The following is a 26,869-nucleotide window of genomic DNA, read 5'->3' on the forward strand; positions in this document are numbered from 1 at the left end:
CGCTTTCCCCTGGCCGCGCCGGGGTGTTTCTTTTCTTTTTTCGTGTTGGCGCAATGTAGCGCTGGTGGCACTGCTTGCACTTGGGCCCGTGGCGGGTTTCAGCCAAAGCCCAGCTCCGAAGGTAACTGCGAAACCCGCCGCTAAAGCAGCAGCGCCTGTGCGGAGCCGCACTAGTGTGCAGTACGCTAAGGGCTTCACCCTAAGCTACGTCGGCAATTACAAGGTGCTCACTATCCTGAGCCCGTTCGAGCAGAAAACCACGGCCACCCGCTACCTGCTGCTGCCCCGGGGCACTGCCCGCCCAACCGGTTTTACCGAGGCCCAGGTGATAGAATTGCCCATCCGCACCCTAGTTGGGTTGTCGTCGATGCACGTGGCACTGGCCGATTTTCTGGGCGCCAGTAACATACTGGTGGGTTTGGGCAGCTTTCAGTACGTTTCGGCCCCGAAAGTGCGCCAGCGCATAACCGAGGGCAAGGTGTTGGAGGTCGGTCAGGGCAAACAACTCAACAACGAACTGCTCGTCGCCCAGCACCCCGACCTAGTGATGGTCACCGGCTGGCCTGGCGAAAGTTTGCCGCGCTTTCAAACCCTGGCCGCGGCCAACATCCCGGTTCTAATTAACTCGGAGTGGGTGGAAACCACACCCTTAGGTCGGGCAGAGTGGGTGAAGGTGATGGCGGCCTTGCTCGACAAAGAAGACCTCGTAAATCAGAAATTCAACCAGGTGGTCCGTGATTATCAGCGGCTGGCCGCCAGTACCCGCAACGTTGCTAAGCGGCCTACTGTGGTGGTGGGTATGCCGTTCAAGGACGTGTGGCACGTACCAGATGCAGACAGCTACATGGCTCAGTTCCTGCGCGATGCTGGCACCACTTACCCCTGGGACAAAACTAGAGCGCCGAGCGGCAGCCTGGCCTTATCGTTTGAAACCGTGGCCCCGGTGGCCCTCGCCGCCGACTACTGGCTGCATACGGGCTCCACGAAATCGAAAGCGGAAATAGTGGCCCAGGATGCGCGCTACACTGCTTTTGCGCCGTTCAAGCGCGGGATGGTCTACAACAACAACCGCCGCACCAACGCCGAGGGCTCCAACGATTACTGGGAATCGGGAGCCGTGCGGCCCGATCTAGTGCTAGCCGATCTGATCAAGATTTTGCACCCCGAGCTGCTGCCGACCTGGCAGCTGCGCTACTATCAGCAGCTGAAGTGAGTATGGTGCAAACATCGGTGGCGCCCTCTACCCGCCTCGCCCGGGCCGCAACCTACCGCCGCGGGGTTTGGTTGGTGGTCTTGCTCGGCTTGGTGGCCCTAGGCTTCGTGCTCGACATTGGACTAGGCCCGGTGCGGATTCCCCTGCCTGCAGTGGTGGACATTCTGCTAGGGAACCCCACCGATACGCCAGCCTGGCATTTTATTGTGCAACAAATTCGCCTGCCTAAAGCACTGACTGCACTGGTAGTAGGCAGCGGCTTGGCAGTGAGCGGCTTGCAGATGCAAACGCTGTTTCGCAACCCCCTAGCCGGCCCCTCGGCGCTGGGCTTGACGGCGGGCGCGGGCCTAGGCGTGGCGGCCGTCATGCTGGCGAGTGGCAGCGTCGCGGGTGGCTTTGCCATTCGAGCCCTGGGGGTAGGCGGTAGCTGGGCTTTGGTGCTGGCCGCCACTACCGGGGCTGGGCTGGTCATGAGCTTGGTGTTGGTGCTTTCGGCCCGCCTGCGTGACAACGTGGTCATGCTGATTGTGGGGCTAATGGTAGCCAGCGTGACGGGGGCCATCGTCAGTTTGTGGCAGTATTTCAGCGCCCCCGAGCAGATTCAGGAGTATTTGATGTGGACGTTTGGTTCGCTGGGCGGAGTAGTAGGCAACCATCTGCTGGTGCTGACTACAGTGGTTGGCGCGGGGCTACTCCTGGCTTTTGCCTCAGCCAAGCCCCTCAATGCCTTATTGCTCGGCGAAAACTACGCCCGCAGCATGGGGCTGGTCGTCGGCCGTTCCCGCACGCTCATCATCCTTAGTACCAGTTTGCTGGCCGGGGCCATTACGGCGTTTTGCGGACCCATCGGCTTCGTAGGCATTGCTGTGCCCCACCTTACCCGGGGGTTGCTGCGCACCGCCGACCACCGCGTGCTCCTGCCCGGTGCCTGCCTGCTGGGCGCCGCCCTCACCCTGGGCTGCGACTGTCTGGCCCAGCTGCCAGGCAGCCAAACCGTCCTGCCACTTAATGTGGTGACCTCCCTGCTAGGGGCGCCGGTGGTGCTGTGGGTGGTGCTTCGTCGCCAGAATATTCGCTCGTCGTTTTCCTGATCTATGGCAGTGTCCGCGCCTCTGCTTTCCGCTGAAGATTTGGCAGTAGGGTATTTCTCTTCCCGCAACACTCCCCGCGCGGTAACTGACAACCTGCGTTTGGCATTGTGGCCGGGCGAGCTGGTGTGTTTGCTTGGTCCCAACGGCGCAGGCAAATCGACCTTGCTGCGCACGTTAGCCGGCTTGCAGCCCCCGCTGCGCGGCCGGCTCATGCTTGGTAACTCTGCTATGCAGGACTTGAACGCCCCAGCCCGGGCCCGCCAGCTGAGCGTGGTGCTCACCGACCGGCTAGACGCCGGCAACCTAACCGTGCAGGAATTGGTGAGCTTGGGCCGCCAACCGCACACGGGCTGGCTAGGGGGCCTTTCCGCCCACGACGAAGCGCAGGTGCAAGCCGCACTGGCGGCGACCAATACCACTCCTTTTGCTGGCCGGCCGGTAGGTGAGCTCAGCGACGGGGAGCGGCAGAAAGTGCTGCTAGCCCGTGCGTTGGCCCAGGATACGCCTCTGATTTTACTCGACGAGCCCACTGCTCACCTGGACTTACCTAACCGCGTAGCTCTGATGCGTCTGCTGCACAACCTGGCCCGGCAAACCGGCAAGGCTATTCTACTGTCCACCCACGAGCTGGATTTGGCTTTGCAGGCCGCCGACCGGGTGTGGCTGCTCTCGGCCACGGGTACGCTGCACGCTGGCACGCCCGAAGATTTAGTGCTGAGTGGCACGTTTGCGGCCGCGTTTGCGCGGGAAGGGCTAGCCTTTGACCCAACCACGGGCACGTTTGCCTTGCATGCGCCCGCCGGGCCCACCGTGCAGTTGCTAGGCGAAGGCGCCGCCGCGTTTTGGACCCGCCGGGCCCTGGAGCGGGAGGGCTTCATACCCTCTGCCGCCCCCGCTCCCTTGCGCGTGACCACGCCGAGCATACTCAAAGCTGATTCTTGGCTTTGTGAGCTACCCGGCCAGCCCGCGCAACAGCACCACTCCATCGCAACGCTGCTCGCGGCATTGCGCCCCCTTCTTCCTGAAAATCATCTGGTTTGATTTTGACTTGGTTACTGCGACCGGTCACCTCCTCTTATCTCCCTTATTGCTAAAGCAATGAAGAACAGTTTTTTACCTATCTATCCCACATCTGCTTACGGTTTTATGCCGTTGCTTGGCACCGCATTACTGACGGGTATTGGGCATCGGGCGCAGGCACAGGCGGCAACCGATTCGCTGAATCGTCAACGTCTCACCGAGGTAGTTGTGACGGCGACGCGCTCGACTACGGAGCGCCGTAAAGTGCCCCAGCAGATCGAGGTGATTTCCCGGCAGGATATTCAGCAAACCCAGGCCCTAGACTTCACGGACGTGGTGAAGAAGAACGCGTCGGTGGACATTATTCAGTATCCGGGGCTGCTGTCGGGGGTGGGTATCCGGGGGTTTCGGCCCCAAACCAGCGGGTTGAACCAGCGGGCGTTGCTACTCGTCGATGGCCGGCCGGCGGGTACTTCCAACTTGTCCACGCTTGATTTGGGCAGCGTGGAGCGGGTGGAAGTGCTGAAGGGTCCGGCTTCGGCGCTCTACGGCTCGCAGGCCATGGGCGGCGTGGTGAACGTAATTACGCGCCGCTCCCGCGGGCCGGTGCGCAGTTCGGTTTACACCGAATACGGCAGCTATGAAACGTTCCGGGCCGGCGGGGCCATCGGCGGTAACATTACCGAAAAGCTGGATTTCGACCTCTCGTTCGGGCTCTTCGACCGGGCTCAGGACTACAAGCTAGGCAAGCAAGGAGTGTTCCGCGACTGGCTCGACGCCAAGAGTGCCACTAAAACCTTCACCGACGGCCGATCTGAAGAAACCGACGACCAGCGCGGCGACGGTAGCCGGCGCAGCTTCACTAAGCTCAACTACTATTCCGGCGCGTTTCGCGTGGGCTACCAAGTAACCAAGCACTGGCACGTAGACGCCCGAGTAGAGCGGTTTGTGGCCCGCAACGTGCAGTCGCCCAACGACATTTTCTATGGCAACGCGGGCCCTTCCACCAAGGACATCGAGCGGCAGAACGTGGAAATCAGCGCGGTAGGTGACTATGCGCATCATCAGCTGCTAGTACGGGGCTATGGGTCCGGTGAGTTCAACAACAACAATACGCTGCCGGCCACCGCGCCCGCGTATCGCTCTTTCCAAAGCAAAAACTACTGGAAAGGCGTGCAGGTGAAAGACGTAATTAAGCTCGGCGGGCAGCAAGTAACTGTCGGCGTGGACCACAACGAAGCTGTTAGCCGCTCGCATCGCTTCAGCGCCACCAGTGCCGAGTTGGCTCCGTTCAACCCCAACTACGAACTCAACACCACCGGCCTTTACGTGCAGGGCCAACTGAGCTTGCTCAACGAAAAGCTGATTGTAATGCCGGGCGCGCGCTACGACTTCATCACCTACGATGTAAAAAGCACGCCCCTGCTGACCACGTTCACGCCGGGCAAAGAAACCAACCCGTTTTTCAGCCCGAGCTTGGGGGCGCAGTACCAAGTGCTGGAGCCACTACGCGTGCACGGTACCATTGGGCGGGCCTACGTAACGCCGGATGCTTACAACGTAGCGGGCTACTCGCAAACCGTCAATGCCAGCAACCAAGCCTCAGTTACGCAGGGCAATCCGGCGCTGAAAAACGAGAACAGCGTAACCTGGGACGCCGGCCTGCGCTTCGATAAGCCGGAAATGGGATTGACCGGCGACCTGACGTATTTTTCGACCCGAGTAAAGGACCGCATCACTACCCGCACCACCAACCCTACCGGCGAAACCACCTCGGAAGGCTACGTGGTACGCTCGCGCACCACCTACCTCAACGCCAACGACAGCCAGATTCACGGGCTGGAAGCGGAAGTTGGCTATGACTTCGGGGCCGCCCAGGAGTATGCGCACTCGCTGCGGGTGTACGCGGGGGGTACCCGGATGCTGAAGGCCGAAGACGTGGTCAACAACACCGACGGCAGCGAAACTCGCCGCGGTATTCAGAATGTGGCCCGCTTCAGCCACAACTTTGGCGTGTCGTACGACAACTTCAAGAACCTGAACGCGCGCCTGAGCGGCCGCTACGTGGGCCGTCGTCGCGACACCGATTTCACCGATGTGAACTCGCCCCAGATCCTTTACCCCGAGTACATGACCCTGGATTTCTCGGTGACGGGCACCTACGCCCAGCACCACGCCCTCACGTTGTACGTCAACAACCTCACCAACGAAAACTACTACGAAAAGCGCGGCTACAACCTACCCGGCCGCAACGTTGCCGCCCGCTACACTTTGACTTTCTAGGTTGATGCTTTATTATATCTCCGGCGGGCAACGCTCCGGCAAAAGCCGCTACGCCCAGGACCTGGCCTTGCAGCTTAGTGCCAAACCCGTGTATTTGGCCACTTCTCGCGCCTGGGACGACGACCACCGCCAGCGTATTGCCCGGCACGTGGCCGACCGCGACGCCCGCTGGACTACGCTGGAAGAAGAAAAACACCTCAGTCGCCTCGACTTGGCGGGCCGTATCGTGGTGCTGGATTGCGTGACGCTCTGGCTTACCAACTTCTTTTCCGACGCGGACTACCAAGTCGAGCAAGCCCTGGCACTGGCCCAGCAGGAGTTTGATTTGCTGTGCCAGCAAGACTGCACGCTGCTGGTTATCAGCAACGAAATCGGGATGGGACTGCACGCCCCGACCGAAGCCGGGCGCAAGTTCACGGACTTGCAAGGCTGGATGAACCAGTACATTGCCACGCGGGCCGACAAGGCGGTTTTCATGGTTTCCGGCCTGCCTCTCTTCCTTAAATAATCAACTTAACTAAGCTTAAGCCCATGAAGATTTACACCAAAAAAGGCGACAAGGGAACCACCGGTTTGTTCGGTGGCTCGCGCGTCGATAAAGACGACGTGCGGGTGGAGTGCTTCGGCACCCTCGACGAAGTGAACTCCACCATTGGATTGCTGCGCGTAAAGCTCGGTCCGGAACACGCCTGGCAGCTTAATCTGCACCGGATTCAGAAAGACATGATGGACATGATGTCGCACTTGGCGCGGCCTTCCGATACCAAGAAAGTGAATACCAACCCCCTACCTACCGATGGCGCCGCGTTCTGCGAAACCTGGATCGACGAACTGGAAAGCCAGATGACCACGGCCTCCGACTATTTCTTGCTACCCGGCGGCAACGAAATATCGGCCCTCTGCCACGTGGTGCGCACCCAAATGCGCAGAGGGGAGCGGCGGCTGGTGTCCTTGATGCGCTTGGATACGGTCGATGATGCTATTCCTGCCTACATCAACCGCCTCTCCGACTTGTTTTTCACGTTGTCGCGCGCGGAAATGGACAAGGCCGGCGTGGCCGAAGAGAAGTGGCAGCTGTTTTTGTACAAGCGCTTTAAAAAGGCGGAAGACCTCCCCAAAACCGAAGACCCGGCAGCCTAGTTTCCCCTTACAATCGAGTTGCCACTACTAGCGTCCGATCTTTGGACTCTTGGCTGCCCCGCGGCCAAGAGTCCAAACATCGGGCTGGGTATGAACCTAGTGGAGCTTTTGTTTCCTTGGCTTCCTGGTCTTTGCTGTGCTGATTGTTAGCCGGCTCGGACCACTTAATTGGGGGCATTGAAACGGAAATCATCATTAAATCAGCGCTGTATATTTTATTAGCAGTGAAATTCACCTAGCACATATACTGTTAAGCACTACGCCCATGCGCTATTTCAAGGAGAATCGAGACGTATTGAATGAATATGCGGCCCGCTTGATTGCTACTATCGTGCTCCTCGGCCTGGGGGAGGGAGCTTGGCTAACCTGGCATTGGTTGGCAGCCTTTTTTAAGTGAAGTTATGCCAAATAGGCCTTCTGGCTTTATGGCCATTGGGAGCTGCAGAATCTGTGAATTAAACAGCCCGCAGACGTTACCGGCGGGCTCCCCAAGCCAGACAATTTACCAGAGCCCTTGCTAGAACAACGCTTATAGGTACGGGAAGGGCTTGCTCGGGGCCGAGGAAGTTGCAACCGGGGCGGGCACACGCAAACTACGCAACAGCGTTAGGGCATCACGGATGCTAGAAACATGGTAACGGGCCTGCGAACGGGCCGACTCGCCGACCTTAACTGTATACGCGTCGGGTGGCAGCACCCGGAACATGTCTTCGTCGGTGCGGTCGTCGCCGAGGGCCAATACGAAATCGGGTTGATACAAACTCAGCCAGCGAACTGCGGCGGCACCTTTGTGAATGCCAGCGTTGCGGATTTCCACCATTTTATCGCCTTCCAGCACCTGCAGGTCGGAGTTGGCGGCCAGAAACAGTAAGTGGCTTACTAGTTCGCGGGCGCGGCGGCGGCCCAGGTCGGGGTCGACCCGGCGAAAGTGCCACACCAAGGAAAACTCTTTTTCCTCGATAAAAGACCCACTCGCGCGGACCACATACAAGTCAAGCACTGGCCGCAGCTCCTGCTTCCAGTCGGCGCGCAGTTCGTGAAACAGCATCCACTCCTGATGGGGCGGGCGCAGCCAGGCGCCTTCCTCGGCAATCAACCCGAGGGGTAGGTGCCCAAACCACTCGGTGAGCGTATGCCGGTCGCGGCCACTAACTAGTGCCACTTGCGTGTCCGGGCTTTCGCTGAGCTCTTGCAACAGAGCTAGCAGCTCGGCGTCGGGTTGGGCCCGCTCGGGGTGAGCCCGGAACGGCACCAACGTGCCGTCGTAGTCGAGCAGCAGCAGCCGCTGCCGGGCGTGCCGGTAAGCTTCTACTAGGGCCTGCGTGATTTCTGGCCCAAGTGGGGCGGTTGCCAACCCCAGTTGCTTGGTTTTCACTTCCGTGAGCTGCGCTAAAAACCGGTGGCTCCAGGCAAAGGCATCGTACTGCTTGACAAGTGCTTGCATGGCCACCATGCGCCGGCGCTGTTCGGTTTCGGGCATGAGCAGGGCCTCGTGCAGGGCGTCGGCTAGCTCGCTGGTATCGGTGGGGTTAATGAGCAGTGCATCGGCCAGTTCGCGGGCGGCCCCGGCCCGCTCACTTAAAATTAGCACCCCGCGCTGGTCGGTGCGGCTAGCCACGTATTCCTTAGCTACCAAATTCATGCCGTCGCGGATGGGCGTTACCAATCCAATGTCGGCCAGCGAGTACCAGGCCGCCACTTCCTCGAACGGCAGCGAGCGGTAGAAGTAGTGCACCGGGCGCCAGTTGATGGTGCGGTATTGGGCGTTGAGACGGCCTACCAGCTCATCGATTTCTTCTTTCAGCTTACGATACAGTTCCACCTGCTCGCGCGAGGGCACCACAACCATCACTAAACTTACTTGCCCCTGCCACTGCGGATAGCGCTGCAACAGCTTCTCGAAGGCATTTAAGCGCTCGGCAATACCGTTGGTGTAGTCTAGCCGGTCGAGGGAAAGAACCACGCGTGCCTCCCGCAGGGCCTCGCGGTAGGTGTGCGCAAACATCTGCGTGGCAGGTGCCCCGGCAGCCGCAACACAGCGGTTGTAGTCGATACCCATGGGAAACGCTTCCGCCCATATCGTTCGGGAGGGTGTTTCGATCTGGCTGTTATGGGTGGGCAAACCGAGCAATTGGGAAACGGAACTTAAAAAGTGCCGCATATAACCCAGGGTCTGGAAGCCAATCAGGTCGGCCCCGAGCAAACCGAGCAGCAACTCCTTGCGGCAAGGTAGCACCCGCAGCAGTTCATAGGAAGGAAACGGTGTGTGTAGAAAAAAGCCGATGGTGGCCTGGGGGCGGACTTGCCGCAGTTGCTGGGGCAGCAGCATCAACTCGTAGTCGTGCACCCAGATTCGGTCGTCGGGACCGGCTATGGTCAGTATAGCAGTGCAGAATTTCTCGTTGACGGCTACGTAGGCGGCCCATTGCTCGTAGTCGAAGGCAGAATACTGAGCGAAGTAATGGAATGTGGGCCACAGGGTTCCGTTGCTGAAACCCTCGTAGTAGGAGCTGACTTCGGTTTCCGAAAGAAACACGGGCGTCATGCCCTCAACCTGTAGCAGCGCAGTTATTGCTTGCTGCTCGGCCTCGTTTTCGGGTGTTAAGCCAGGCCAGCCTACCCACAGGTAGTCCCCGGAGCGGTACATCGGGTCGAGGCCGATGGCCAGCCCTCCTTCTCGGGGCTGCAGAAGAAAACCCGCGTCGGTGCGCTGCACTTTCAGGGGGAGGCGGTTCGATACAATGATGGTTTTACCCATGCGGTGGGGTTAGGTGGCACAATCATCCAACGGCAAGGAAAGGGTACAGCACTATAGCCGTATTGACCTGCGCTAGAAAACATTGAGCGGGGTTGAGCCCGCCTTTTACACTTCACTCGACGCTTGGTTATCTACGAGAGTGTACCTCTGAATTGCACAAGTAAGTGACTTACTTGCTTCCTACTTCCAATACAAACGTACTGCTTCTCCCCGAAAGCGGGGCGCTGACCGGCTGTAGCGCTTTCCAGTCTGGGAGTTGACTGGCACGCCAAAACCGCCGGCTAGCTTTGTTTGCGGCCAAGTCGTTGCCCACGCCACACGACGGACGGTCAGAACAAGGCAGTAGCCCGCTAGAGGTCAGCAACAGGGTTTTTCGGTTTCAAAGTTGTGTTTCTCTTAACAGAGCTGGGGCGCATAAAGGAAGATCAGCATTGCGTAAACTGCTGATTCTACTGGCGGCATACCTTGTGGATTCAGCAGCGCATTATTCAGCGAGCAGCTTTGCTTACAATTTACTGTGCTCTGGCAGGTGGCCTATGTTCAGCAAACTTTCTCCGACTCTTTAGCGCAGAAATCAACTTATATGCACCAGCATGTGGGCGCAGGAGTTTAAAACTGCGGTGCCAACCGTAAGGCGAAAGCCACGCGCAAGAGAGCCGAGGCTTTCTTTAAAAACTAGAAGTGAAAGGGCTTCATGAAACGAGAAAGTTTAACAACTCGCAACGCGACTCCATAGAGAAGCAGAAGCAAGTGGGTTTCTTTTCCTTTCCCCCAACAAAGCATTTGCACTCGTCCGCAACGCCGTATCTACTTTTGCCTGTCCTTACTTCGCTGATGCATAGGCTCTTAAAGCACACTCAAAACGTACAGAACTCATCATCTAAAGCAACAGCGTCATGAAAGCCACTTCGCTCGAGCAGTTTTACCAGCGCCTGGCAGCGGCAGTAGGCACTGAACAGCACACGCTGTTACCGCCCGACAGCGAGCGAGTTACCGGGCATTTCAATTTGTTTGACGTTGCCGAACAGTTTCGCAACTACCCAGAATTGCCCATGCCCTATGACCGACGCGCCTACTATAAAATCAGTTTGATTCGGGGCCGGAGCCGGGCCGAATACGCCAATAAAGTCATTGAGCTCGACCAAAATGCCTTGCTTTTTGCCACGCCCAAGGTGCCCTACTACTGGCGGCCGCAGGACCCGGCGCAGGCCGGGCGTTTCTGCGTGTTTACCAGCGAGTTTTTGCTGCCAACCTACAGTGGTGTAGTACTCGACGAGCTGCCCCTGTTCCAAGCAAATGGCTACCCCGTGTTTCAGGTATCGGATGCGCAGTGGGATGAGCTCGACGCCATTTTCCAGAAGATGGCGCGGGAACTAACCTCGCCCTACCTCTACAAGTACGATTTGCTGCGCACCTACGTGCTGGAGCTGATCTATTCTGGGCAAAAGCTGCAGCCCCTTCCCGTCCGGCAACCCGCACTAACAGCCGCGGCGCGAATAGCCTCGCTGTTTACCGAGCTGCTAGAGCGGCAGTTTCCGCTGACCACACCGCACCAACAGTTGCAACTGCGCTCGGCCAAAGACTTCGCTGACCGCTTGGCCGTGCACGTCAACCACCTCAATAAAGCCTTGAAGCAGCACACGGGCCGCACCACCACCGAGTTGATTGCCACGCGCTACGCCGAAGAAGCCAAGCGCCTGCTGCTATTGCCTACCTGGACCATTGCCCAGATTTCTGACAGCTTGGGCTTTGCGGAAGTGGCGGACTTCTCCCACTTTTTTAAGCGGCATACGGCGCTGTCGCCGGCCGCTTTCCGGCTATAAGTAACCACTTGGATTGAATCGAGCAACAACCGGATTGCTCGGCCCAACTGCCGAGCCAGTTGAGCGGGGACCTTTGCTGGCACATCAGTAAAACCCTTCAACTCCGTTATGAATACTCCCAAAATAGCGCTGCTCACCGGCGGCAGCCGCGGCATCGGCAAAGACACGGCCCTAGCTCTAGCCAAACAGGGCATCAACGTAATATTCACGTACCAAAGCAAAGGATCGGAGGCGCAGGCAACCGTTGCTGAAATACAAGCCTTAGGCCGGCAGGCAGTAGCCCTCCCCTCGACACCGCCAACTTGCACGATTTCGACGCCTTTTACGCGCAGGTAGCCACAACTTTAGCAACTACCTTCGGCACCAACCGCTTCGATTTTCTAATCAACAACGCCGGCTCTGGCTTGTCGGCCTCGTTCGCCGACACCACGGAAGCGCAGTTCGATTACATGTTGAATGTGCACTTCAAAGGCGTATTTTTCCTGACCCAAAAAGCTTTGCCCTTGCTCCAAGACGGAGGGCGCATCGTGAATATTTCCAGCGGGCTTACGCGTAGCACTTTCCCGAACCGGGCGGCTTACGCCAGCGTGAAAGGTGCCATTGAAGTCTTAACCAAGCACCAGGCCCAGGAGCTAGGGCCGCGCGGTATCACGGTTAATGTAGTAGCGCCCGGAGCCATTGCCACCGATTTTAGTGGTGGTATCGTGCGCGACAACCCGCAGGTCAATGCCCACATTGCCGAGCTTACAGCTCTGGGCCGGGCCGGTCTACCAAGCGACATCGGGGGCGTAATAGCCTTTCTCTGTTCCGATGTTGCCCGCTGGGTCACGGGCCAGCGCCTTGAGGTTTCGGGCGGCATGCATCTGTAACACAACCCAGTTGCCTACTGGGTGTCAGGGTTTGCTCGGTTAGCGTTTGGGCCTGCGGTGGGTCGATGTCTGTTAGCGCCTGCCGCCGTACTTACGTGGTATCGGGCTGCGAATGCACCGTTGGTGTCAGCGTTGGTCATCTAGTTTCACGAACCAGCTCAGCGCCATCTTCAGGCGGCAAGGCACAGGGCCTTACCACCTCAACCGACAGTTTAGTTGGGCAGCAACTTTAGGCTCTTTTCGCCAACTAACAATTCGTCCCTACCAGCTAGCGACTGCGCTTGCTAGTTGGTAGGGACGAATCAACAAGTTCGAGTAGCCTGGTATTTGAGCCTAACCAACCAATTTTTTATCCCAGTGCTGCTGCACATCAGGGAAGCTAATTTCCACCCAATCCGCTAAGGCACGCACCTTCTGCGCCGCTTGCTGCCCTAGGGGCGTCAGACTGTATTCGACGTGCGGCGGCACCACGTCGTAGGCGACTCGCTTCACCAAGCCGTCGGCTTCTAGCCATTGCAGCGTCTGGGCCAGCATCCGCTCGCTAACGCCGTCGATGAGGCGCCGCAACTCACTGAAGCGGCGGGTTTCACCATCCAACACCATCAGGGCTAAAACTCCCCAGCGGCTGGTTATGTGCTTGAGCACCGTGCGCGAGGGGCAGCCAGCCGACAGCAGGTCGCCGCGCTGTAGCTTTTCAGTGAGCGTGGTTGCCTTTGCTGTCAGAGCAAGACTATCTTTTTTCATACTTACCTTTTTGTACGTACTTACTTTGCGTAAGTATAGCACATACTTTTGTTGCGTCCATCATTTAACTGACTTCAACATGCGTATTGCCATCACCGGCGCAACGGGCCAACTCGGCCGGCTCGTCATCGAAAAACTTAAAGCTACAGCACCTGCCGACCAAATTGTGGCCTTGGTGCGCACACCTGCTAAAGCCGCCGACTTGGGCGTAGAAACACGGGAAGCCGATTACAGCCAGCCCGCAACGTTGGAAGCCGCTCTGGCGGGTGTCGACACGTTGCTGCTGATTTCGTCGAGCGAAGTAGGCCAGCGGATCACGCAGCACCGCAATGTTATTGAGGCCGCCAAGAAGGCGGGCGTCCAGCGCATCGTTTACACCAGCGTGCTGCACGCCGACAATTCGCCGCTGAGCTTGGCTGAAGAACACCGGGCGACAGAAGCTGATTTGAAGTCCTCAGGGGTTGTCTACACTTTGTTGCGCAACGGCTGGTACACTGAAAACTACACCGGCTCCGTGCACGGAAGCGTGGCCGGCGGCGCCTTGCTTGGCAGCGCCAAAGACGGTAAAATTTCCTCGGCCACCCGGGCTGATTTCGCCGACGCGGCCGTGGCCGTGCTTACCGGCCAAGGCCACGAAAATAAAACCTACGAACTAGCCGGCGACGAGTCGTATACCCTAACTGAGTTGGCGGCTGAAATCTCGCGCCAGACTGGCAAGGATATCCCCTACCGCAACCTGCCGGTTGCTGACTACGCCGCGGCTCTCGCCAGCTTCGGTATTCCGGAAGGCTTTGCACACGGCATTGCCAGCTGGGATGCCAACGCTGCCGCAGGCGCCTTGTTCGATGATAGCCACCAACTCTCCCAGCTTATTGGCCGCCCAACAACGCCCCTATCAACTGCCGTTGCCGACGCCCTGAAGTAAGCTCTGCTATTCGGCAATAGCGCTTTCTAAACCCACCGCCCTACCCCGAACGTTTAGGTAGGGCAGTGGGCTTTTTTCTTTATTATGATTAAGGAAATAGGTGAGCTAATCAACAAGTGGTAACTGGCGTTAGCCATATGGCGGTGCTAATGCCTAGAGCCTTTGCTAGGGTCAGGCAGCTTGCTCGTGGCTGCTCCTTTAGCAGGCCGAGTGGCTTTACGACTCGTTGATGATCCTGCCTCGTGCCGTAGAGCGGCTGCTAGTAGCGGGTCGTGGCCCGCAAAGTACTCTTTGGCTGTCAAACGAATCAGCAGGTTTGGGGCTAGGCTTGGCACATCTAGATCCAAATACAAATAGGGCTGCTGAAGCGGGTGCGGGGTTGAAGAATAACTGTGAAAGCGGTCGGCGTAGTGCATGGACAGCCCGGAGTTGGGCAATACCATATTACCTCCTTCGCTCCAGTAATCGAGCCCTTCGCCAGCGGGTTCACCCACGATGGTGGCCCCTCCCAGCCGAAGCTGCGCCAAGTGGTATAAGCCGGCTGAGAACGTGGCCGGGCCGGAAAGCACGTAGAGCTTGCTACTCTGCGCTTTAGCTGCCGCAATCAACTTGTCGAATACGGGACCAGCTACCTGCAGATTACCACCAGTGTTGAAGCGCAAGTCGATGATGATGCGCTTAGGCTTCCGAGTTTGCACTGCAGCCAGCACCCGGCACCCGAAATCAGCAAATGACTCGTGGCCAGCCCACTCGCCCGCGCGGTTGTATTGTAGGTAGAGCGCCTGCTCGGCAGGCAAATACTGCAGGCCGTAGGGCCGGGTTGTCCATTGCAGGTAGATGGGCTGCTGCAGGGAGTCGGCAGCCAAGGCGCTAACCCATGGCCCGCTGGGTTCTGCGTGCCGCGGCGCCAACCCCCACCACGCTTCCGTCACGAAAGAACCGGGGTTCCAGGCCAGCGGTGGCACGGTTAAGCGCCTCAATTGTCCACGGCGGTCCTTTACTTCAAGTTCGAGCAAGTCGTCGGCGCCTATTAGGTTTAAACCCCGCAGCACTTCGGGGCTGGTGAGAGTGTAAGTACTCATATAGTTGGTCCAGCCCGTGTTGCCGGCGAAAAGGGGCGCCACGAGTCGGCGTGCATCGGCGGGCTTGTATCCTGCCAATCGTTCCACCCGGGCACCCAGCAGGTGCGCGTAGTCCGGGGTAGCTTTCACAATGTAAAGCCCATCGGCGAACCACCACAACCGGACCGGGTAGCGCCGCAGCACCGAGCGGTTGCGCAGCAAATACAACCGAGTGTGGGCGTTGCCGCTCAAGGCCACGGCCCGGGCCAAACCCATCATCAGTTGGGGTGCACTTAACTGCTCCACCGAGTCCCGTAAGTTGCTTACCCTGGTACGATAAGCTGCCAAGGCCACGGAACTAAATGAGCGGTCTTTGCGCGGAAACGAATCCAACGCCATTTGCAAATCTTGGCGCCACTGGGCAGGGGTTAGCGGAGTGACGGTCGGCTGGGCCACGGTGGGCGTAGCCAGCAGTAGAGCGGCGCTCAGCAGGCTTATTTGTAAGCAAATCAGCCACGGAGCCTTAACGAGCCGACTCCGCCCGTAACTGCTTGGTTCTACAATTCGGCTATCTGTACCGCGTCGGAGGGCATGACTGGGTTGCCAGGATTGAGGTAGTTGCGGAATAGAGCCATGGCGGGCAAGCAACGGCAAGAACAGGGCGGGTACCTTTCTCATAGCGCGTACCGAAACCGGAGGCTAGACTAGAAAGTGTTCCGCGTCGTCGGTACAGAGAGTACCAGCAAAAAAGCCCCGCGTTACAACCATTAAAAACTTTCCTGATTGCTACTTCTGACTACTTTACTTGACCAAAAGAAAATCTCAACCACCCTCTGCGAGCTGTCTAAAAATCAAGTTATTGCCAGACCACTGCCTACTGCAAGTCTTGCGTAGCTTAACTAACAGCTATACGCCATTGACCTGAGACACGAATAGGTTCGCAGCGGGCCTCTTGGCCGACAGAATGCTTATCACAGCTATTATGGATTGGTTGGCTGCTCGTCTTTGCCGGTGGTGGCAGGCGCAACAGCATTTTTGGCTGTAGGCTTAGCTAAGTGATCGGCAAGCAATGGCAGCTTCTGCGCCACCACCTGGCTCACTACTAACTGCGCCATCTTGCGGGCGCCCAACTCGCTGAAATGGGTATTGTCTTGCTTGCCGTAAGGATAGTTAGGATGGTCGCCGGGTGCGAGCTGCAGAAAAAGCAGCTTGCTGTTTTCCTCGCCGAACTGCTGTAATAGCTCGCGGCTCATCTTATCGAGGTCGATCAGCGGCACTTGGTAGGCTTTGGCTACCTCGGTTGTCACGGCCGAGTACGCGACGTGCGTTTCTTGCTGTTGTCCTTGCCGGTTGAATTTACGGCGCGTGACAGGCGTAATCAGCACCGGATAGGCCTTTTTGGCGCGCGTTTCGGTTACAAACTTGACTAAATTCTTGCGGTAATCGGCAGGCGAGGTGTAGCGGTCGGGGTAATTTTCGGCCTCGTCGTTATGGCCGAACTGAATGAAAACATAATCCTGGGGTTGCAGTGCGTTCACGATGGGCTGCCAGCGATTGTCGGCCAGATAAGTGCGCGTACTACGGCCGTTTTGGGCGCGGTTGTCGATGACTACGGCGGCAGTATCAAAAAATGTGGTCAGTGGCATGCCCCAGCCGGTTTCGGGAAATACCTGCTGCACTTTCTGGGCAATAGTAGAGTCACCAATTAGGTAGAGCTTAGTCTTCTTGGGCGGGACAGGCGTCGTGAAAGCCGTCAGCAGAACGAGCAGCAAGCTGAGAAAAGCAATTTTGTTGAGCATAAGAATCCTAGTGGAAGAAAACTAAGCAAGGCAAAGCCCTGCTCTTTTGCTAAATAAAGGGCATTTCTAGCATCCACGATGCACGAAGGATAGTTGAGGGGCTAGGCAAGCGGAGGTTGTATTACGCACGGTAGGGACACCGCGCCCTATGAGAAAATGCGCTTTAGACTAGCCAGAAGTCACATAAATGGTATTCGCACTTTCACAAAGAGTTTGTGAAAACAACTTGCGGTATCGTTCCCGAAAACAATATCATATCAAATAATACGCAAGTCGGCCATATTAGATTATTGAGCTACGAAGTCAACCAATTTGTACTAAAACTCCAGTATATATCGGCAAATTATTGTTTTACAACATCTTACTCGCCATCTCCATCGTTAACCCTTAATAGTTGAAAACCCTAAAATTCCGTTTCAGGGAATATCGCACATTTGGTTCTGAAGTAAGCCTCAATAGCTAAACCGAATTTTTATTCCACTCATTATAAAATTTCAAACGTTTCCGGTACCGGTTCCGAATTGGATTTATGGCTAAAAGTATTTTATCTTGCTCCTCGAATTTTAAGTTTCCCTCATACCCTGTTAAGCGCACATCAAGAATTGCTTACCTGCCCTTGCTTGCTCCTGCGCTGTAGCCTCCTCGCGGCCCGCTGCATGCTTGGGTCCAACATTCAGGAAACAACAGACTATTTGTGATACGAGGTGCGCGTAATTTCCCTGCTAACAGGCACCTGGTAACTGGCAGTCAACCTCTAACAACTAAGCCTCATGCTTCTTCTCGGAATTGATATTGGTACCTCTTCGGTGAAAGTTTCAGTGGTGGACGCCGAAACGCAACAGTGCTTGGCCGCCATAAGCTACCCTGAAACCGAACGGGAGATCCTGACCCGCCAGCCGGGCTGGGCCGAGCAACAACCCCTGCAGTGGTGGCAGGATGCCAAGCAGGCCATCTTGCTGGCCCATGCTACTCAGCGCTACAATCCGCAGGAAATAGGGGCCATCGGCATTGCCTACCAAATGCACGGTTTGGTACTGATAGACGAGCAGCATCATGTGTTGCGCGACGCCATTATCTGGTGCGACAGCCGCGCCGTGCCTTATGGCGAGCAGGCATTCCAGGCCATCGGGGCCGAGCAGTGCTTGACGCACCTACTCAATTCGCCCGGCAACTTTACGGCCGCCAAGCTGGCTTGGGTGAAAGAACACGAGCCCGAGGTGTATCAGCGTATCCACCAAGTGCTGCTGCCCGGCGACTTTTTGGCTTTGCAACTTACCGGCGAAGCCACAACCAGTATTTCAGCTTTGTCAGAAGGCATCTTCTGGGACTTTGCTGAAAACGAGCTGTCCGAAGACGTGTTCCGCTTCTTCGGTTTCGAACGCGAACTGATTCCACCAGTGCGCGCGGTGTTTGCCGATCATGGCCACCTCCGGGAGGTAATAGCCGAGGAGCTAGGGCTGCGCGCGGGCATACCCGTCACCTACAAAGCTGGCGATCAGCCCAACAACGCTTTGTCGCTGAACGTGCTGCGCCCGGGCGAAGTAGCCGCTACAGCCGGTACCAGCGGGGTAATTTACGCCGTTACCGACGAGCTGTTTGTGGATGCGCAGTCGCGCGTGAATGCTTTTGCGCACGTAAACCACGCGCCCGAGTTGCCGCGGCTCGGCGTGTTGCTGTGCATCAACGGCGCCGGCAGCATGAACCGCTGGGTGAAGCAAACCGTTGGGCACGAGCTAAGCTACCCTGAGGTGAATCAGCGCGCGGCCAGCGTGCCGGCGGGCTCCGAGGGGCTGCTGTGTTTGCCGTTCGGCAACGGGGTGGAGCGCATGCTAGCCAACGAACCGGTAGGTGCGCACTTCCTGAACCTGGATTTGAATGTGCACACCCCCGCCCACCTGTTGCGGGCGGTGCAGGAAGGCGTGGCTTTCGCGTTCCGCTATGGGCTCGACATCATGCGCGAAAACGGACTGCATCCCACGGTCGTCAAGGCCGGCAAAACCAACATGTTCCTGAGCGAGCTGTTCGCCCAGGTTTTCGTCAACGTCACTGGGCTTGCCGTGGAGCTTTACCAAACCGATGGCAGCGTGGGCGCGGCTCTTGGGGCGGGCATCGGGGCGGGCCAGTACGCTACCCCCGACGACGCGTTCCGCCACATGCAGCGCCTGCAGTTACTGGAGCCCAACGCCGAAGCAGCCGCCTACGAGCAGACATATCAGCGCTGGAAAACGGCCCTGCTTTCGTACCTGCACCCTACCCCGGAGCCAGCGCCTAGCCAAGCTTAGCCGTCCTCCTTGTTTGCCTACTCCACTTTCCGTTTACGATTATGAGTTCCGTTGTAACCCAAAATACGCTGTTTAGCGCCATCCCCCAGATCAAGTTCGAGGGATTAGAAAGTGATAACCCGCTGGCTTTTCGCTGGTACGACGAAAGCCGGGTGGTTGCCGGCAAGCCCATGAAAGAATGGCTGCGCTTTGCCGGGGCCTATTGGCACTCGTTCAACGGCTCGGGGGCCGACCCGTTCGGTGAAGCCACCCACCTCTTCCCTTGGGACCAGGCAGCTGACCCCATCACGCGCGCCAAGGCCAAGATGGACGCCGCCTTCGAGTTTATGAGCAAGCTGAGCTTGCCCTATTACTGCTTCCACGACGTGGATGTGGTCGACTACACCAACGATGTAGCTGACAACGAGCGGCGCCTGCAAACCATGGTGGCCTACGCCCAGCAGAAGCAGCAGGAAACTGGTATCAAGCTGCTTTGGGGTACGGCCAACCTATTCTCGCATCGTCGCTATATGAACGGGGCCAGCACCAACCCCGACTTCCACGTGCTTACGCACGGAGCAGCGCAAGTGAAAGCCGCCTTGGATGCTACTATCGCGCTGGGCGGTGAGAATTACGTGTTCTGGGGTGGCCGCGAAGGCTACATGACCTTGCTTAATACCAACATGAAGCGCGAACAGGAGCACTTTGCGCGCTTCTTGCACACGGCCAAAGACTACGCCCGACGCCAAGGTTTCACGGGCACGTTCTTTATCGAGCCTAAACCCATGGAGCCCACCAAGCACCAGTACGACTATGACGCAGCCACGGTCATCGGCTTTTTGCGCCAGTACGACCTGCTCGACGACTTCAAGCTGAATTTGGAAGTCAACCACGCCACGCTGGCTGGTCACACCTTCCAGCACGAGTTGCAAGTGGCCGCCGACGCGGGCTTACTTGGCTCCATCGATGCCAATCGCGGCGACTACCAGAACGGCTGGGACACCGACCAGTTTCCCAACGACATCTACGAGCTGACCGAAGCCATGCTGGTGATCTTAGAAGCGGGAGGGCTGCAAGGCGGGGGCATTAACTTCGACGCCAAGATCCGCCGCAACTCCACCGACGTGCAGGACTTGTTTCACGCCCATGTCGGCGGCATGGACATCTTCGCCCGTGCCTTGCTTACGGCCGACAACATCCTGCAGAAATCAGACTACCGCCAGATCCGCCAGCAGCGCTACGCCTCCTTCGATGCGGGTGCCGGCCATGCCTTCGAGCAGGGCCAACTTACCTTGGAACAACTGCGCGACTACGCCGCCGAAAACGGGGAGCCTGCTACTCTCAGTGGCCGCCAGGAGTACCTGGAAAACCTGCTCAACCGCTTTATCTAAGCAGTTAAGAAGCTAGCCCACGAGGTCGACCTGCCCGCGTTTCTGTTTCGTGTGAATTCAACAAATCCTATCCCACTCCGTCGCTTTCACTGGACCCGATGTGTAATCTAGCCCGTCCCTTGCATCACAAACTCGATTCGCCCGCCGGCCATCTGAGCCCAAGCGAAAGCAAAACTTTGGCGGTTTTTATTCCGGAAGTGCCCAATCATTTCTTCTCGTTGGCCTTGAAGGGCATCGAAGAAATGGCCCGCTGTCACCACTACCAGGTGCTGGTGTACCTTACTTCCGAGGTTAGCCAGCCAGTATTAGTGGTTGAACGCTTGCTGGCTAGTGGCCGTGTGGACGGGGTGCTGGTGTCGGCGGCCGCGGAGCAGGGCGCTTTAGCGCAGCTACGGGAATTGCAGGAGCGCAACTTGCCCATCTTGTTTTTCGACGATGTGTACGAAGAGTTGGAAACCGCGAAAGCTTCAACCGACGACTACGAGGGCAGCTACCGAGCAACCAGCCATCTTGTGCAGATGGGCTGTCGCCACATTGTGCATGTGGCTTTGCCGCAAAACCTGGTGAGCGGCCGCCGTCGCTTGCAGGGCTACCGCGACGCACTGACGGACTCTGGACTGCTGTTTCACGATGACTCGGTGCTAATTGCCAAAAGCGACCAAGCGAAAGATGTTGCCCAAATTCAGTACTTGCTGCAGAACCGGCTCTATATCGACGGCATTGTGGCAGCCACTGAAAGCGCTGTTGCCAGCAGTTATGAGGCCTGCCGCAACCTAGGTCGAGCGATTCCCAAGGATGTTAAAGTGGTTGGCTTCCCGGCGCAGAAAACGGCTATGGCAATTGATTCAGCGCCCACCGCTACCGAGCAGTTCACCTACGTTACGGGCGAAGAAGCGGCCCGCCTTCTCCTACATGCCATTGCGACCAACCAGCCCGTGTTGTCGAGGGAGAGAGAAGGTACGGAACGCGAGCTTTCCATCAAGGAGTACCAAGGCTGGCAACTAGACGTGGTGCATTCGCTCCCGAGTAAGCATAACTCACTCTCGGGAAGGCAAACCATCCCCTTGAACACCCAACTTGGACCCGACCATATGCTGGGTCAAGTTGGTTAAAGCATTTCCTCGCTTGATTCGCCGGCACATGCTGAACGGGTTTGTCAGCAGCCCCAGGACGTTTGAATAGCAGAAAACAGAGAAGGCGGCTTAGTATAGCCGCCTTCTCTGTTTTCTGCTACATCTTCAACAACGGCCACAATCTGGCTGCCGTTTCGGTTGTTGAAATTTACAAGATGATGTTTGATTTCCCTCTGATAGATTAATTCCGCCTTATGAGTCCTAAGCACTGCTGTCGTTGTTAGGCAAGCTTACTTATCTTGCGTGTTCAACTGCTGCGTTGGTTAAATACCTGCTTCTACCTGATCTTCTTTTGCTTTTTCATGGCCAAGGCAAACAAGCGCATTTCTATTGCCGATCTTGCAAAAGAGCTGGGACTGGCGAAATCCACGGTTTCGCGGGCGCTCAACAACGCCGTTGACGTAAGTGAAACCACCAAGGCGCAGGTTAGGGCGCTGGTGGAAAAGCTGAACTACCAGCCCAACGATTTGGCGGCGGCCCTGCGCCGGGGGCGCAGCAATGTGCTCGGCGTAATTGTGCCTCACATCAATGGCGCCTTTTTCCCGGCTGTCGTGCATGGCATCGAGGAAGGGGCCAGCCAAGCCGGTTTCAACGTCATGATTTGCCAATCGACGGAAGATGTCGAGCGCGAAAGAAAGCACGTGCGAACTCTGCTCAAGGCCCAGGTCGACGGCATCATGGTTTCCATGTCCAACACCACTCGCGAGTACGCCCACTTCGAGCGGGTACGCAGCCACGGCACTCCCCTGGTATTTTTTGACCGGATGCCCAGTATGCCCGACGTGTGCGGGGTGGTTGTCGACGACTATCGCGGGGCATACCAAGTCATGGAGCACCTGATTGAGCAGGGCTGCCGCCGGATTGCGCACTTGGCCGGACCGCAAATAATTAACACCACTTACAATCGGTTCCGGGCCTTCCATGACGCCCTGCTAGCCCACGGGCTGCCCTACGACGAGAATTTGGTTGTTTATCTAAATGGCTCGAGCACAGCCGCAGGCCGGGCCGCTATGCAGCAGCTTCTGCAGCTTCCGGAGCGGCCCGATGCAGTGTTCTCGGCCTATGATTTCCCGGCCGGGGGTGCCCTGCAGCTATTAGAAGAGCAAGGCGTCCGCGTACCCGAAGATATTGCGCTGGTGGGCTTCAGCAACGAGCCTTTTACAGCCATGGTAAAGCCTCGCCTGACCTCGGTTGATCAGCGGGGCAAGCTTATGGGCAAGGCCGCCGTTCAGCTCGTGCTACAACTACTTAAGCGTACTGACTTCTTCACTGGGCAAAAAGTAGTGCTCAAGCCCAAACTCGTGGTTCGGGACTCTTCACTGCACGGGCAGTTAACAGCCAACCAACACGAATAGCGTACCAGCCGGCTAGTTAAGTTAGGCAACCATAAGAGTTGCAAGCCCCACCACATAGAAAGCAACAAAACCTGAAGTCAGTAACTGCAGGCCGCTACGCCACGGTGCCGCCGCAACTAGACCCCGCTCCGGCCGTGCAGCCGTAGCAGTGCTGATTTACTACCACTGACCGCTCACTCAGGGTTTTCACGTCGAAGTCGCGGATGTGTTGCACTGGCCCGGACACGTACAGGTCCAGCATCTGGTTGAAGTCGCAGTCGTAGAGGCTACCGTCCCAGCCCACCGAAATCGTGGAGCGGCACATCACCCCTGCCGCGGCCGCGGGATTGAAGGCGTTGACTAGCTTTTCCATGTAGCCGGCGTAGTTGCCCGACTCAATTAAGTAATCCAAGTAGCGGCTCACCGGAATGTTGGTGATGGCAAACAGTTCGTTGAAGACGATACCGAAATCCTTGAGCAACACCCGCTTGAACTGGTCCTGCAACCCCTTCTGCCCGCCCGGCAAAAAGGCGCCGGCGGGGTTGTACACTAGGTTCAGTATCAAACCCGACCCGGGCTGTCCGTAACCGACGGCGTTAAGCATGTTCAGGGCCCGCACTGAATCTTCAAACACCCCGTCACCGCGCTGCCGGTCAGTTTTTTCGGCACTGTAAAAGGGCAGCGAGCTTACTACTTCTACCCCGTGCTGCTTGAAGAATTCGGGCAGGTCGTAGTACTTTTTGTTGGCGACGATGATGGTCAAGTTGCAGCGCACGATAACGTGACGCCCGAGCTGACGGATCTGCTCTACAAACCAGCGAAAGTTGGGGTTCATTTCCGGTGCCCCGCCCGTCAGATCCACCGTTGGAATATCGGTTTGGGCCAGCGCATCCAAGCAAAGCTGCATGGTTTCGCGGGTCATGATTTCTTTGCGGTCGGGACCCGCATCGACGTGGCAGTGACGGCACACCTGATTGCACATCTTGCCCACGTTGATTTGCAGCACGGCGGGCGCCACTGGGGTCAAGGGAAACAAGTTAGCTGCACTTAGTTTCTCGTGAAACAGCGGCAGGTGCAACGTGTCGGCCACTTCTCGGCGCAGCACCGTGAGTTGAAAAGCGGAGTCGGCCAGATCATTGCCGCTTGACTTGAGGGATTTTGTCATCAGATAGAAATCAAAAACAGTCGGGGCTGGGTGGCAAGGACGGTCCGGGGTACAGAGAATTGAAGCATACTAACAAACCAGCAGACATACGAGAAGGAGACGCGCACCGATTTAGGTTCCCTACTCATTCGTAGAAATGCCGCAGGCGGCGAATAGTGGTTAGCACGATCCAGTCGCCGAGCCGTGGGAAATACGTGTGCACGAGCACGATGAGTTGACCTAAGGCAGAAATAACCGTCCGCTGCCGCCGCCGCCGAATATGGCGCAGAATAATGCGGGCCACTTCCGTCTGCGACTTTTGCCAGCGCGGTGGGCGGTGGGCAATGGGCACGGGTAGCCCGGCGGCATCGAGCACGCGCTTGTTGGGGTCGTTCTGGGTGAAGCCAATGTGCACCACGCCGAAGTGAATACCAGTATGGGCCAACTCCAGCCGCAGGGTGTGAGCTAGGTTGGCTACGGCGGCTTTGCCGGCACAGTAGGCTGAGCCACTGGGCATGCCATTAAGCGCCGAAATCGACGAGATAAACGTGACGCTGCCCCGGGTGCGCGTCAGGTAAGGCAGGGCGGCCTTGAGCGGGTACACTGTGCCATACACGTTGCTGTCGAGCACCTGCCGAAACACGTCGGGGGCCATGTCGGCGAAATAGGCCCGCTGGGAAATGCTGGCGTTGGTGATTAGAATATCGAGTTGCCCAAAAGCTTGAATAGCGGTAGCAATCAGTGCCTCGCAGGCCGCGTAGTCGGTTACATCGGCCACGCAGCTAACCACCGCGTAGCCAGCCGCCTCAAATTCCTGGCGAGTTTGGCTTAGTTGCTCGGCGTTGCGACCGTTAAGCACCACGGCCGCCCCCTGCTGGCACAGGCACCGAGCCGTTTCGCGCCCAATTCCCGACTCTGAACCCGTGACAAGGGCCACTAGCCCGGCAAAGTAGCCAGTTTGCGCGTTAGCCCGCGGGCGCGCCACAACCCGCGCGGTGGCGGGCACAGGCGCTTCAAAGAAGGCAGCATCACGCATAGTGGTGGGCTTTAAACCAGCGAAACGCATCGGCAACGGCGGTTTCTAGGTTAGTTTGGGGCATAGCCAGCTCGGCGCAAGCTTTCTGCACCGAGAAATAGTGTCCATCGTTGGCCACGGCCGTCATAGCTGAGTTCAGCTGGCTGGGCCGGCCCGTTACACGAGTTTTCAGCTCGCAGACGCGGCCGTAGAGTAGAGCTAAAGCCGCCGGCACCGGCCAGCGTGGGCTCCGCACGCCCAACACTTGAGACATCAACGCAAAAGCTTCGCGGTAACTCAGGTTCTGATGCCCTAGAATGTAGGATTCACCGATTCGGCCCTGCGTGAGCGCATTAACGGTAGCTTCGGCTACATCCCGCACGTGCACGTAATTTTTGCCACCGACGGGGTAGCCTGGTAACTGACCGCGGTAGAGTTCGAGCAGTAAGGCGTTGGATGTAGGCTTGGCGTCGCCCGGTCCGAGCATGAAGGTGGGGTGCACCAGCACCGCGGGTACTTGCTCCTGAGCTACGGCGCGTAGCACTAGGTCGGTGGCGGCCCGCTTGCTGTCCATATAGTCGAGGCCGTAGGAGCGCCCGGCGTAGGGCCGGGTTTCGTCACCGGGCTGCTCGCGGGTGCCGAAGCCGAAAACGTTGGCCGTGCCCACGTATACAAAGCGACTCACCCCGGCCCGACGAGCTAGGCGAAGCATAGTTTCGGTGCCCCCCAGGTTGACGGCCCACACCGCAGGGTCGCGGGCCGGATTTACTTGGGCCAAGGCGGCGGCATGAATGACAGCCGTGCAGTTGTCGGCTAGGCCCGCTACGCTTGCCGGTTGGCGGAGGTCGCCTTCCACTACTTCCACCTCCTCAGGCAGTGCCAGTGGTGAAAGCCGGGTTGCGGAGCGCACCAAGGCCCGGACCTGGTAGCCGCGCCGCAGCAAGTGCTCGACAAGATGATGCCCTAGGAAGCCGCCGGCACCGGTAACGAGAACTTTGGGCATCAGCGGTAGTTGAGCATGGCCTTGTAGGTGCTAGCAATGCGGGAAGGCGCCACCCGAAGGAAAAACAAGGAGAAGGCCGTTAAGTTGGCTACTTGCACCCGCAGCCAGCTGTTGGTCTCGTACTTTCGAGCCGACACCACCACGTCCTGGGGCACAATTAGGAAGCGAGCCTGCCGACGAATGCGTTGAATGATGTCGAAGTCTTCCATAATGACGTAGTATTCATCGAAGCCCTGGAGGCGCTGAAACAAGTCGCGGGTTATAAACAAGGTTTGGTCGCCGCCGCGGCTCATGATACCCCGAAACCGGGTTCCGAAGCTGTTGAGCCGCAGCAGCGGATGCTTGGAATCAAACCGAAAGCGGTAACAACCCGCCTCGTAGCCCTGCGCGACGGCTTGCTGAATGGTGGTTACGTACTCGGGATGGATGCCTACATCGGCGTGCACGAAATAAAGAATGTCGCCGCTGGCTTGGCGGGCCCCGTAGTTCATCTGAGCCGCGCGGCCGGGCTTGGGAGCCCGCAACACGGTAGCACCAGCTAACCGGGCCAGCTCTACAGTGTTGTCGGCACTGCCTGCATCCACGACCAGCACTTCCACCGCACCAGTTGTGTCGTAATGACGTAGCTGCTGGATCAAACCCGCAATACTGGCGGCTTCGTTGTAGGTAGGAATAATAACGCTAACCTTCATAAGGCAGTAAGATAGAAAAGCCCAAGTTCCTGGTTTTTGTCACATCACAAAGCATGTAGGCTTAAAAAGCTTCGGCAATAGAAGAAGCAGACCCAGCTAAGCCCAACAGTATACCCTAGTGCAGCAGCAGGCACGAGAAGATTTCTTAACCTTAAGAAATGTCTATAACC

At 57.6% G+C, this 26,869-nt stretch carries 20 protein-coding genes and 1 pseudogene; 13 read left to right on the forward strand and 8 right to left on the reverse strand.

The window, feature by feature from the left end; translation table 11 throughout:
• Positions 1-64: 64 nt before the first annotated feature.
• Genes MUN86_RS24595 through MUN86_RS24620 form a run of 6 tightly spaced genes read left to right on the forward strand, consistent with a single transcriptional unit; the run spans position 65 to position 6,747 of the window.
• On the forward strand, positions 65-1,213 hold the full coding sequence (locus MUN86_RS24595; protein WP_245126525.1) for an ABC transporter substrate-binding protein: 1,149 nt from the start codon (positions 65-67) through the stop codon (positions 1,211-1,213).
• Between the two features lie 2 nt (positions 1,214-1,215).
• The gene (locus MUN86_RS24600) at positions 1,216-2,304 is read left to right on the forward strand and encodes a FecCD family ABC transporter permease (protein WP_245126526.1); all 1,089 of its coding nucleotides are present in this window, start codon (positions 1,216-1,218) and stop codon (positions 2,302-2,304) included.
• 3 nt (positions 2,305-2,307) lie between these two features.
• Positions 2,308-3,345 carry an ABC transporter ATP-binding protein gene (locus MUN86_RS24605; RefSeq protein WP_245126528.1) on the forward strand — a complete coding sequence of 346 codons (1,038 nt, stop codon included), beginning with the start codon at positions 2,308-2,310 and terminating at the stop codon, positions 3,343-3,345.
• 57 nt (positions 3,346-3,402) lie between these two features.
• On the forward strand, positions 3,403-5,607 hold the full coding sequence (locus MUN86_RS24610) for a TonB-dependent receptor (RefSeq protein ID WP_245126530.1): 2,205 nt from the start codon (positions 3,403-3,405) through the stop codon (positions 5,605-5,607).
• Positions 5,608-5,611: 4 nt separating this feature from the next.
• Positions 5,612-6,115, forward strand: coding sequence for a bifunctional adenosylcobinamide kinase/adenosylcobinamide-phosphate guanylyltransferase (locus MUN86_RS24615; protein ID WP_245126532.1), 504 nt, complete (start codon positions 5,612-5,614; stop codon positions 6,113-6,115).
• Positions 6,116-6,138: 23 nt separating this feature from the next.
• The gene (locus MUN86_RS24620; protein ID WP_245126534.1) at positions 6,139-6,747 is read left to right on the forward strand and encodes a cob(I)yrinic acid a,c-diamide adenosyltransferase; all 609 of its coding nucleotides are present in this window, start codon (positions 6,139-6,141) and stop codon (positions 6,745-6,747) included.
• A 529-nt stretch (positions 6,748-7,276) separates the two neighbouring features.
• On the opposite strand, the gene MUN86_RS24625 is transcribed toward MUN86_RS24620, so the two are convergent.
• A complete protein-coding gene (locus MUN86_RS24625) occupies positions 7,277-9,505 on the reverse strand; it encodes a bifunctional alpha,alpha-trehalose-phosphate synthase (UDP-forming)/trehalose-phosphatase (protein ID WP_245126536.1) in 2,229 nt (742 codons plus the stop codon).
• 896 nt (positions 9,506-10,401) lie between these two features.
• Here MUN86_RS24625 and MUN86_RS24630 point away from each other — a divergent pair.
• Together MUN86_RS24630 and MUN86_RS24635 are read left to right on the forward strand one after the other, a co-directional pair.
• On the forward strand, positions 10,402-11,328 hold the full coding sequence (locus MUN86_RS24630; RefSeq protein WP_245126538.1) for a helix-turn-helix domain-containing protein: 927 nt from the start codon (positions 10,402-10,404) through the stop codon (positions 11,326-11,328).
• A gap of 108 nt (positions 11,329-11,436) precedes the next feature.
• A pseudogene (locus tag MUN86_RS24635) lies at positions 11,437-12,197 on the forward strand (SDR family NAD(P)-dependent oxidoreductase).
• 333 nt (positions 12,198-12,530) lie between these two features.
• Here MUN86_RS24635 and MUN86_RS24640 read toward each other — a convergent pair.
• Complete coding sequence (locus MUN86_RS24640; RefSeq protein WP_245126540.1) at positions 12,531-12,941, reverse strand: winged helix-turn-helix transcriptional regulator; 411 nt, start codon at positions 12,939-12,941, stop codon at positions 12,531-12,533.
• Positions 12,942-13,020: 79 nt separating this feature from the next.
• Between MUN86_RS24640 and MUN86_RS24645 the strand changes: the two genes are divergently transcribed.
• Positions 13,021-13,866, forward strand: coding sequence for an SDR family oxidoreductase (locus MUN86_RS24645; RefSeq protein ID WP_245126542.1), 846 nt, complete (start codon positions 13,021-13,023; stop codon positions 13,864-13,866).
• 146 nt (positions 13,867-14,012) lie between these two features.
• Here the strand turns inward: MUN86_RS24645 and MUN86_RS24650 are convergent, their stop codons facing one another.
• Both MUN86_RS24650 and MUN86_RS24655 read right to left on the reverse strand, forming a co-directional pair.
• Positions 14,013-15,605: a S41 family peptidase gene (locus MUN86_RS24650; protein WP_245126544.1), complete on the reverse strand. Its 1,593-nt coding sequence runs from the start codon at positions 15,603-15,605 to the stop codon at positions 14,013-14,015.
• A 302-nt stretch (positions 15,606-15,907) separates the two neighbouring features.
• Entirely contained in the window at positions 15,908-16,726 is an 819-nt protein-coding gene (locus tag MUN86_RS24655) for a rhamnogalacturonan acetylesterase (protein WP_245126546.1), read from the reverse strand.
• A 770-nt stretch (positions 16,727-17,496) separates the two neighbouring features.
• Between MUN86_RS24655 and MUN86_RS24660 the strand changes: the two genes are divergently transcribed.
• From MUN86_RS24660 to MUN86_RS24675, 4 genes are all read left to right on the forward strand, one after another.
• A complete protein-coding gene (locus MUN86_RS24660; RefSeq protein WP_245126548.1) occupies positions 17,497-19,008 on the forward strand; it encodes a xylulokinase in 1,512 nt (503 codons plus the stop codon).
• A gap of 41 nt (positions 19,009-19,049) precedes the next feature.
• On the forward strand, positions 19,050-20,378 hold the full coding sequence (gene xylA / locus MUN86_RS24665) for a xylose isomerase (protein WP_245126550.1): 1,329 nt from the start codon (positions 19,050-19,052) through the stop codon (positions 20,376-20,378).
• A 119-nt stretch (positions 20,379-20,497) separates the two neighbouring features.
• Entirely contained in the window at positions 20,498-21,490 is a 993-nt protein-coding gene (locus MUN86_RS24670; RefSeq protein ID WP_245126552.1) for a substrate-binding domain-containing protein, read from the forward strand.
• A gap of 323 nt (positions 21,491-21,813) precedes the next feature.
• The gene (locus MUN86_RS24675) at positions 21,814-22,866 is read left to right on the forward strand and encodes a LacI family DNA-binding transcriptional regulator (protein ID WP_245126554.1); all 1,053 of its coding nucleotides are present in this window, start codon (positions 21,814-21,816) and stop codon (positions 22,864-22,866) included.
• A 94-nt stretch (positions 22,867-22,960) separates the two neighbouring features.
• Here MUN86_RS24675 and arsS read toward each other — a convergent pair whose 3' ends face one another.
• From arsS to MUN86_RS24695, 4 genes are all read right to left on the reverse strand, one after another.
• Positions 22,961-24,010, reverse strand: coding sequence for an arsenosugar biosynthesis radical SAM (seleno)protein ArsS (gene arsS, locus MUN86_RS24680; RefSeq protein ID WP_245126556.1), 1,050 nt, complete (start codon positions 24,008-24,010; stop codon positions 22,961-22,963).
• A 124-nt stretch (positions 24,011-24,134) separates the two neighbouring features.
• A complete protein-coding gene (locus MUN86_RS24685) occupies positions 24,135-25,025 on the reverse strand; it encodes an SDR family oxidoreductase (RefSeq protein ID WP_245126558.1) in 891 nt (296 codons plus the stop codon).
• Positions 25,018-26,007, reverse strand: coding sequence for an NAD-dependent epimerase/dehydratase family protein (locus MUN86_RS24690; protein WP_245126560.1), 990 nt, complete (start codon positions 26,005-26,007; stop codon positions 25,018-25,020). The genes MUN86_RS24685 and MUN86_RS24690 overlap by 8 nt, the downstream gene beginning before the upstream one ends.
• On the reverse strand, positions 26,007-26,699 hold the full coding sequence (locus MUN86_RS24695) for a TIGR04283 family arsenosugar biosynthesis glycosyltransferase (protein WP_245126562.1): 693 nt from the start codon (positions 26,697-26,699) through the stop codon (positions 26,007-26,009). The genes MUN86_RS24690 and MUN86_RS24695 overlap by 1 nt, the downstream gene beginning before the upstream one ends.
• Positions 26,700-26,869: the final 170 nt, after the last annotated feature.

The sequence above is a fragment of the Hymenobacter volaticus genome, from assembly GCF_022921055.1.
Lineage (GTDB): Bacteria > Bacteroidota > Bacteroidia > Cytophagales > Hymenobacteraceae > Hymenobacter > Hymenobacter volaticus.

Excerpts from the sequence above, each read along its gene's own strand:
- xylA (WP_245126550.1), top strand. The coding sequence starts at position 19,050 with ATGAGTTCCGTTGTAACCCAAAATACGCTGTTTAGCGCCATCCCCCAG.
- MUN86_RS24690 (WP_245126560.1), bottom strand. The coding sequence starts at position 26,007 with ATGCCCAAAGTTCTCGTTACCGGTGCCGGCGGCTTCCTAGGGCATCAT.
- arsS (WP_245126556.1), bottom strand. The coding sequence starts at position 24,010 with ATGACAAAATCCCTCAAGTCAAGCGGCAATGATCTGGCCGACTCCGCT.
- MUN86_RS24645 (WP_245126542.1), top strand. The coding sequence starts at position 13,021 with ATGCGTATTGCCATCACCGGCGCAACGGGCCAACTCGGCCGGCTCGTC.
- MUN86_RS24605 (WP_245126528.1), top strand. The coding sequence starts at position 2,308 with ATGGCAGTGTCCGCGCCTCTGCTTTCCGCTGAAGATTTGGCAGTAGGG.
- MUN86_RS24660 (WP_245126548.1), top strand. The coding sequence starts at position 17,497 with ATGCTTCTTCTCGGAATTGATATTGGTACCTCTTCGGTGAAAGTTTCA.
- MUN86_RS24675 (WP_245126554.1), top strand. The coding sequence starts at position 21,814 with ATGGCCAAGGCAAACAAGCGCATTTCTATTGCCGATCTTGCAAAAGAG.
- MUN86_RS24640 (WP_245126540.1), bottom strand. The coding sequence starts at position 12,941 with ATGAAAAAAGATAGTCTTGCTCTGACAGCAAAGGCAACCACGCTCACT.
- MUN86_RS24615 (WP_245126532.1), top strand. The coding sequence starts at position 5,612 with ATGCTTTATTATATCTCCGGCGGGCAACGCTCCGGCAAAAGCCGCTAC.
- MUN86_RS24620 (WP_245126534.1), top strand. The coding sequence starts at position 6,139 with ATGAAGATTTACACCAAAAAAGGCGACAAGGGAACCACCGGTTTGTTC.
- MUN86_RS24610 (WP_245126530.1), top strand. The coding sequence starts at position 3,403 with ATGAAGAACAGTTTTTTACCTATCTATCCCACATCTGCTTACGGTTTT.
- MUN86_RS24695 (WP_245126562.1), bottom strand. The coding sequence starts at position 26,699 with ATGAAGGTTAGCGTTATTATTCCTACCTACAACGAAGCCGCCAGTATT.
- MUN86_RS24625 (WP_245126536.1), bottom strand. The coding sequence starts at position 9,505 with ATGGGTAAAACCATCATTGTATCGAACCGCCTCCCCCTGAAAGTGCAG.
- MUN86_RS24655 (WP_245126546.1), bottom strand. The coding sequence starts at position 16,726 with ATGCTCAACAAAATTGCTTTTCTCAGCTTGCTGCTCGTTCTGCTGACG.
- MUN86_RS24685 (WP_245126558.1), bottom strand. The coding sequence starts at position 25,025 with ATGCGTGATGCTGCCTTCTTTGAAGCGCCTGTGCCCGCCACCGCGCGG.
- MUN86_RS24630 (WP_245126538.1), top strand. The coding sequence starts at position 10,402 with ATGAAAGCCACTTCGCTCGAGCAGTTTTACCAGCGCCTGGCAGCGGCA.
- MUN86_RS24650 (WP_245126544.1), bottom strand. The coding sequence starts at position 15,605 with ATGAGAAAGGTACCCGCCCTGTTCTTGCCGTTGCTTGCCCGCCATGGC.
- MUN86_RS24600 (WP_245126526.1), top strand. The coding sequence starts at position 1,216 with ATGGTGCAAACATCGGTGGCGCCCTCTACCCGCCTCGCCCGGGCCGCA.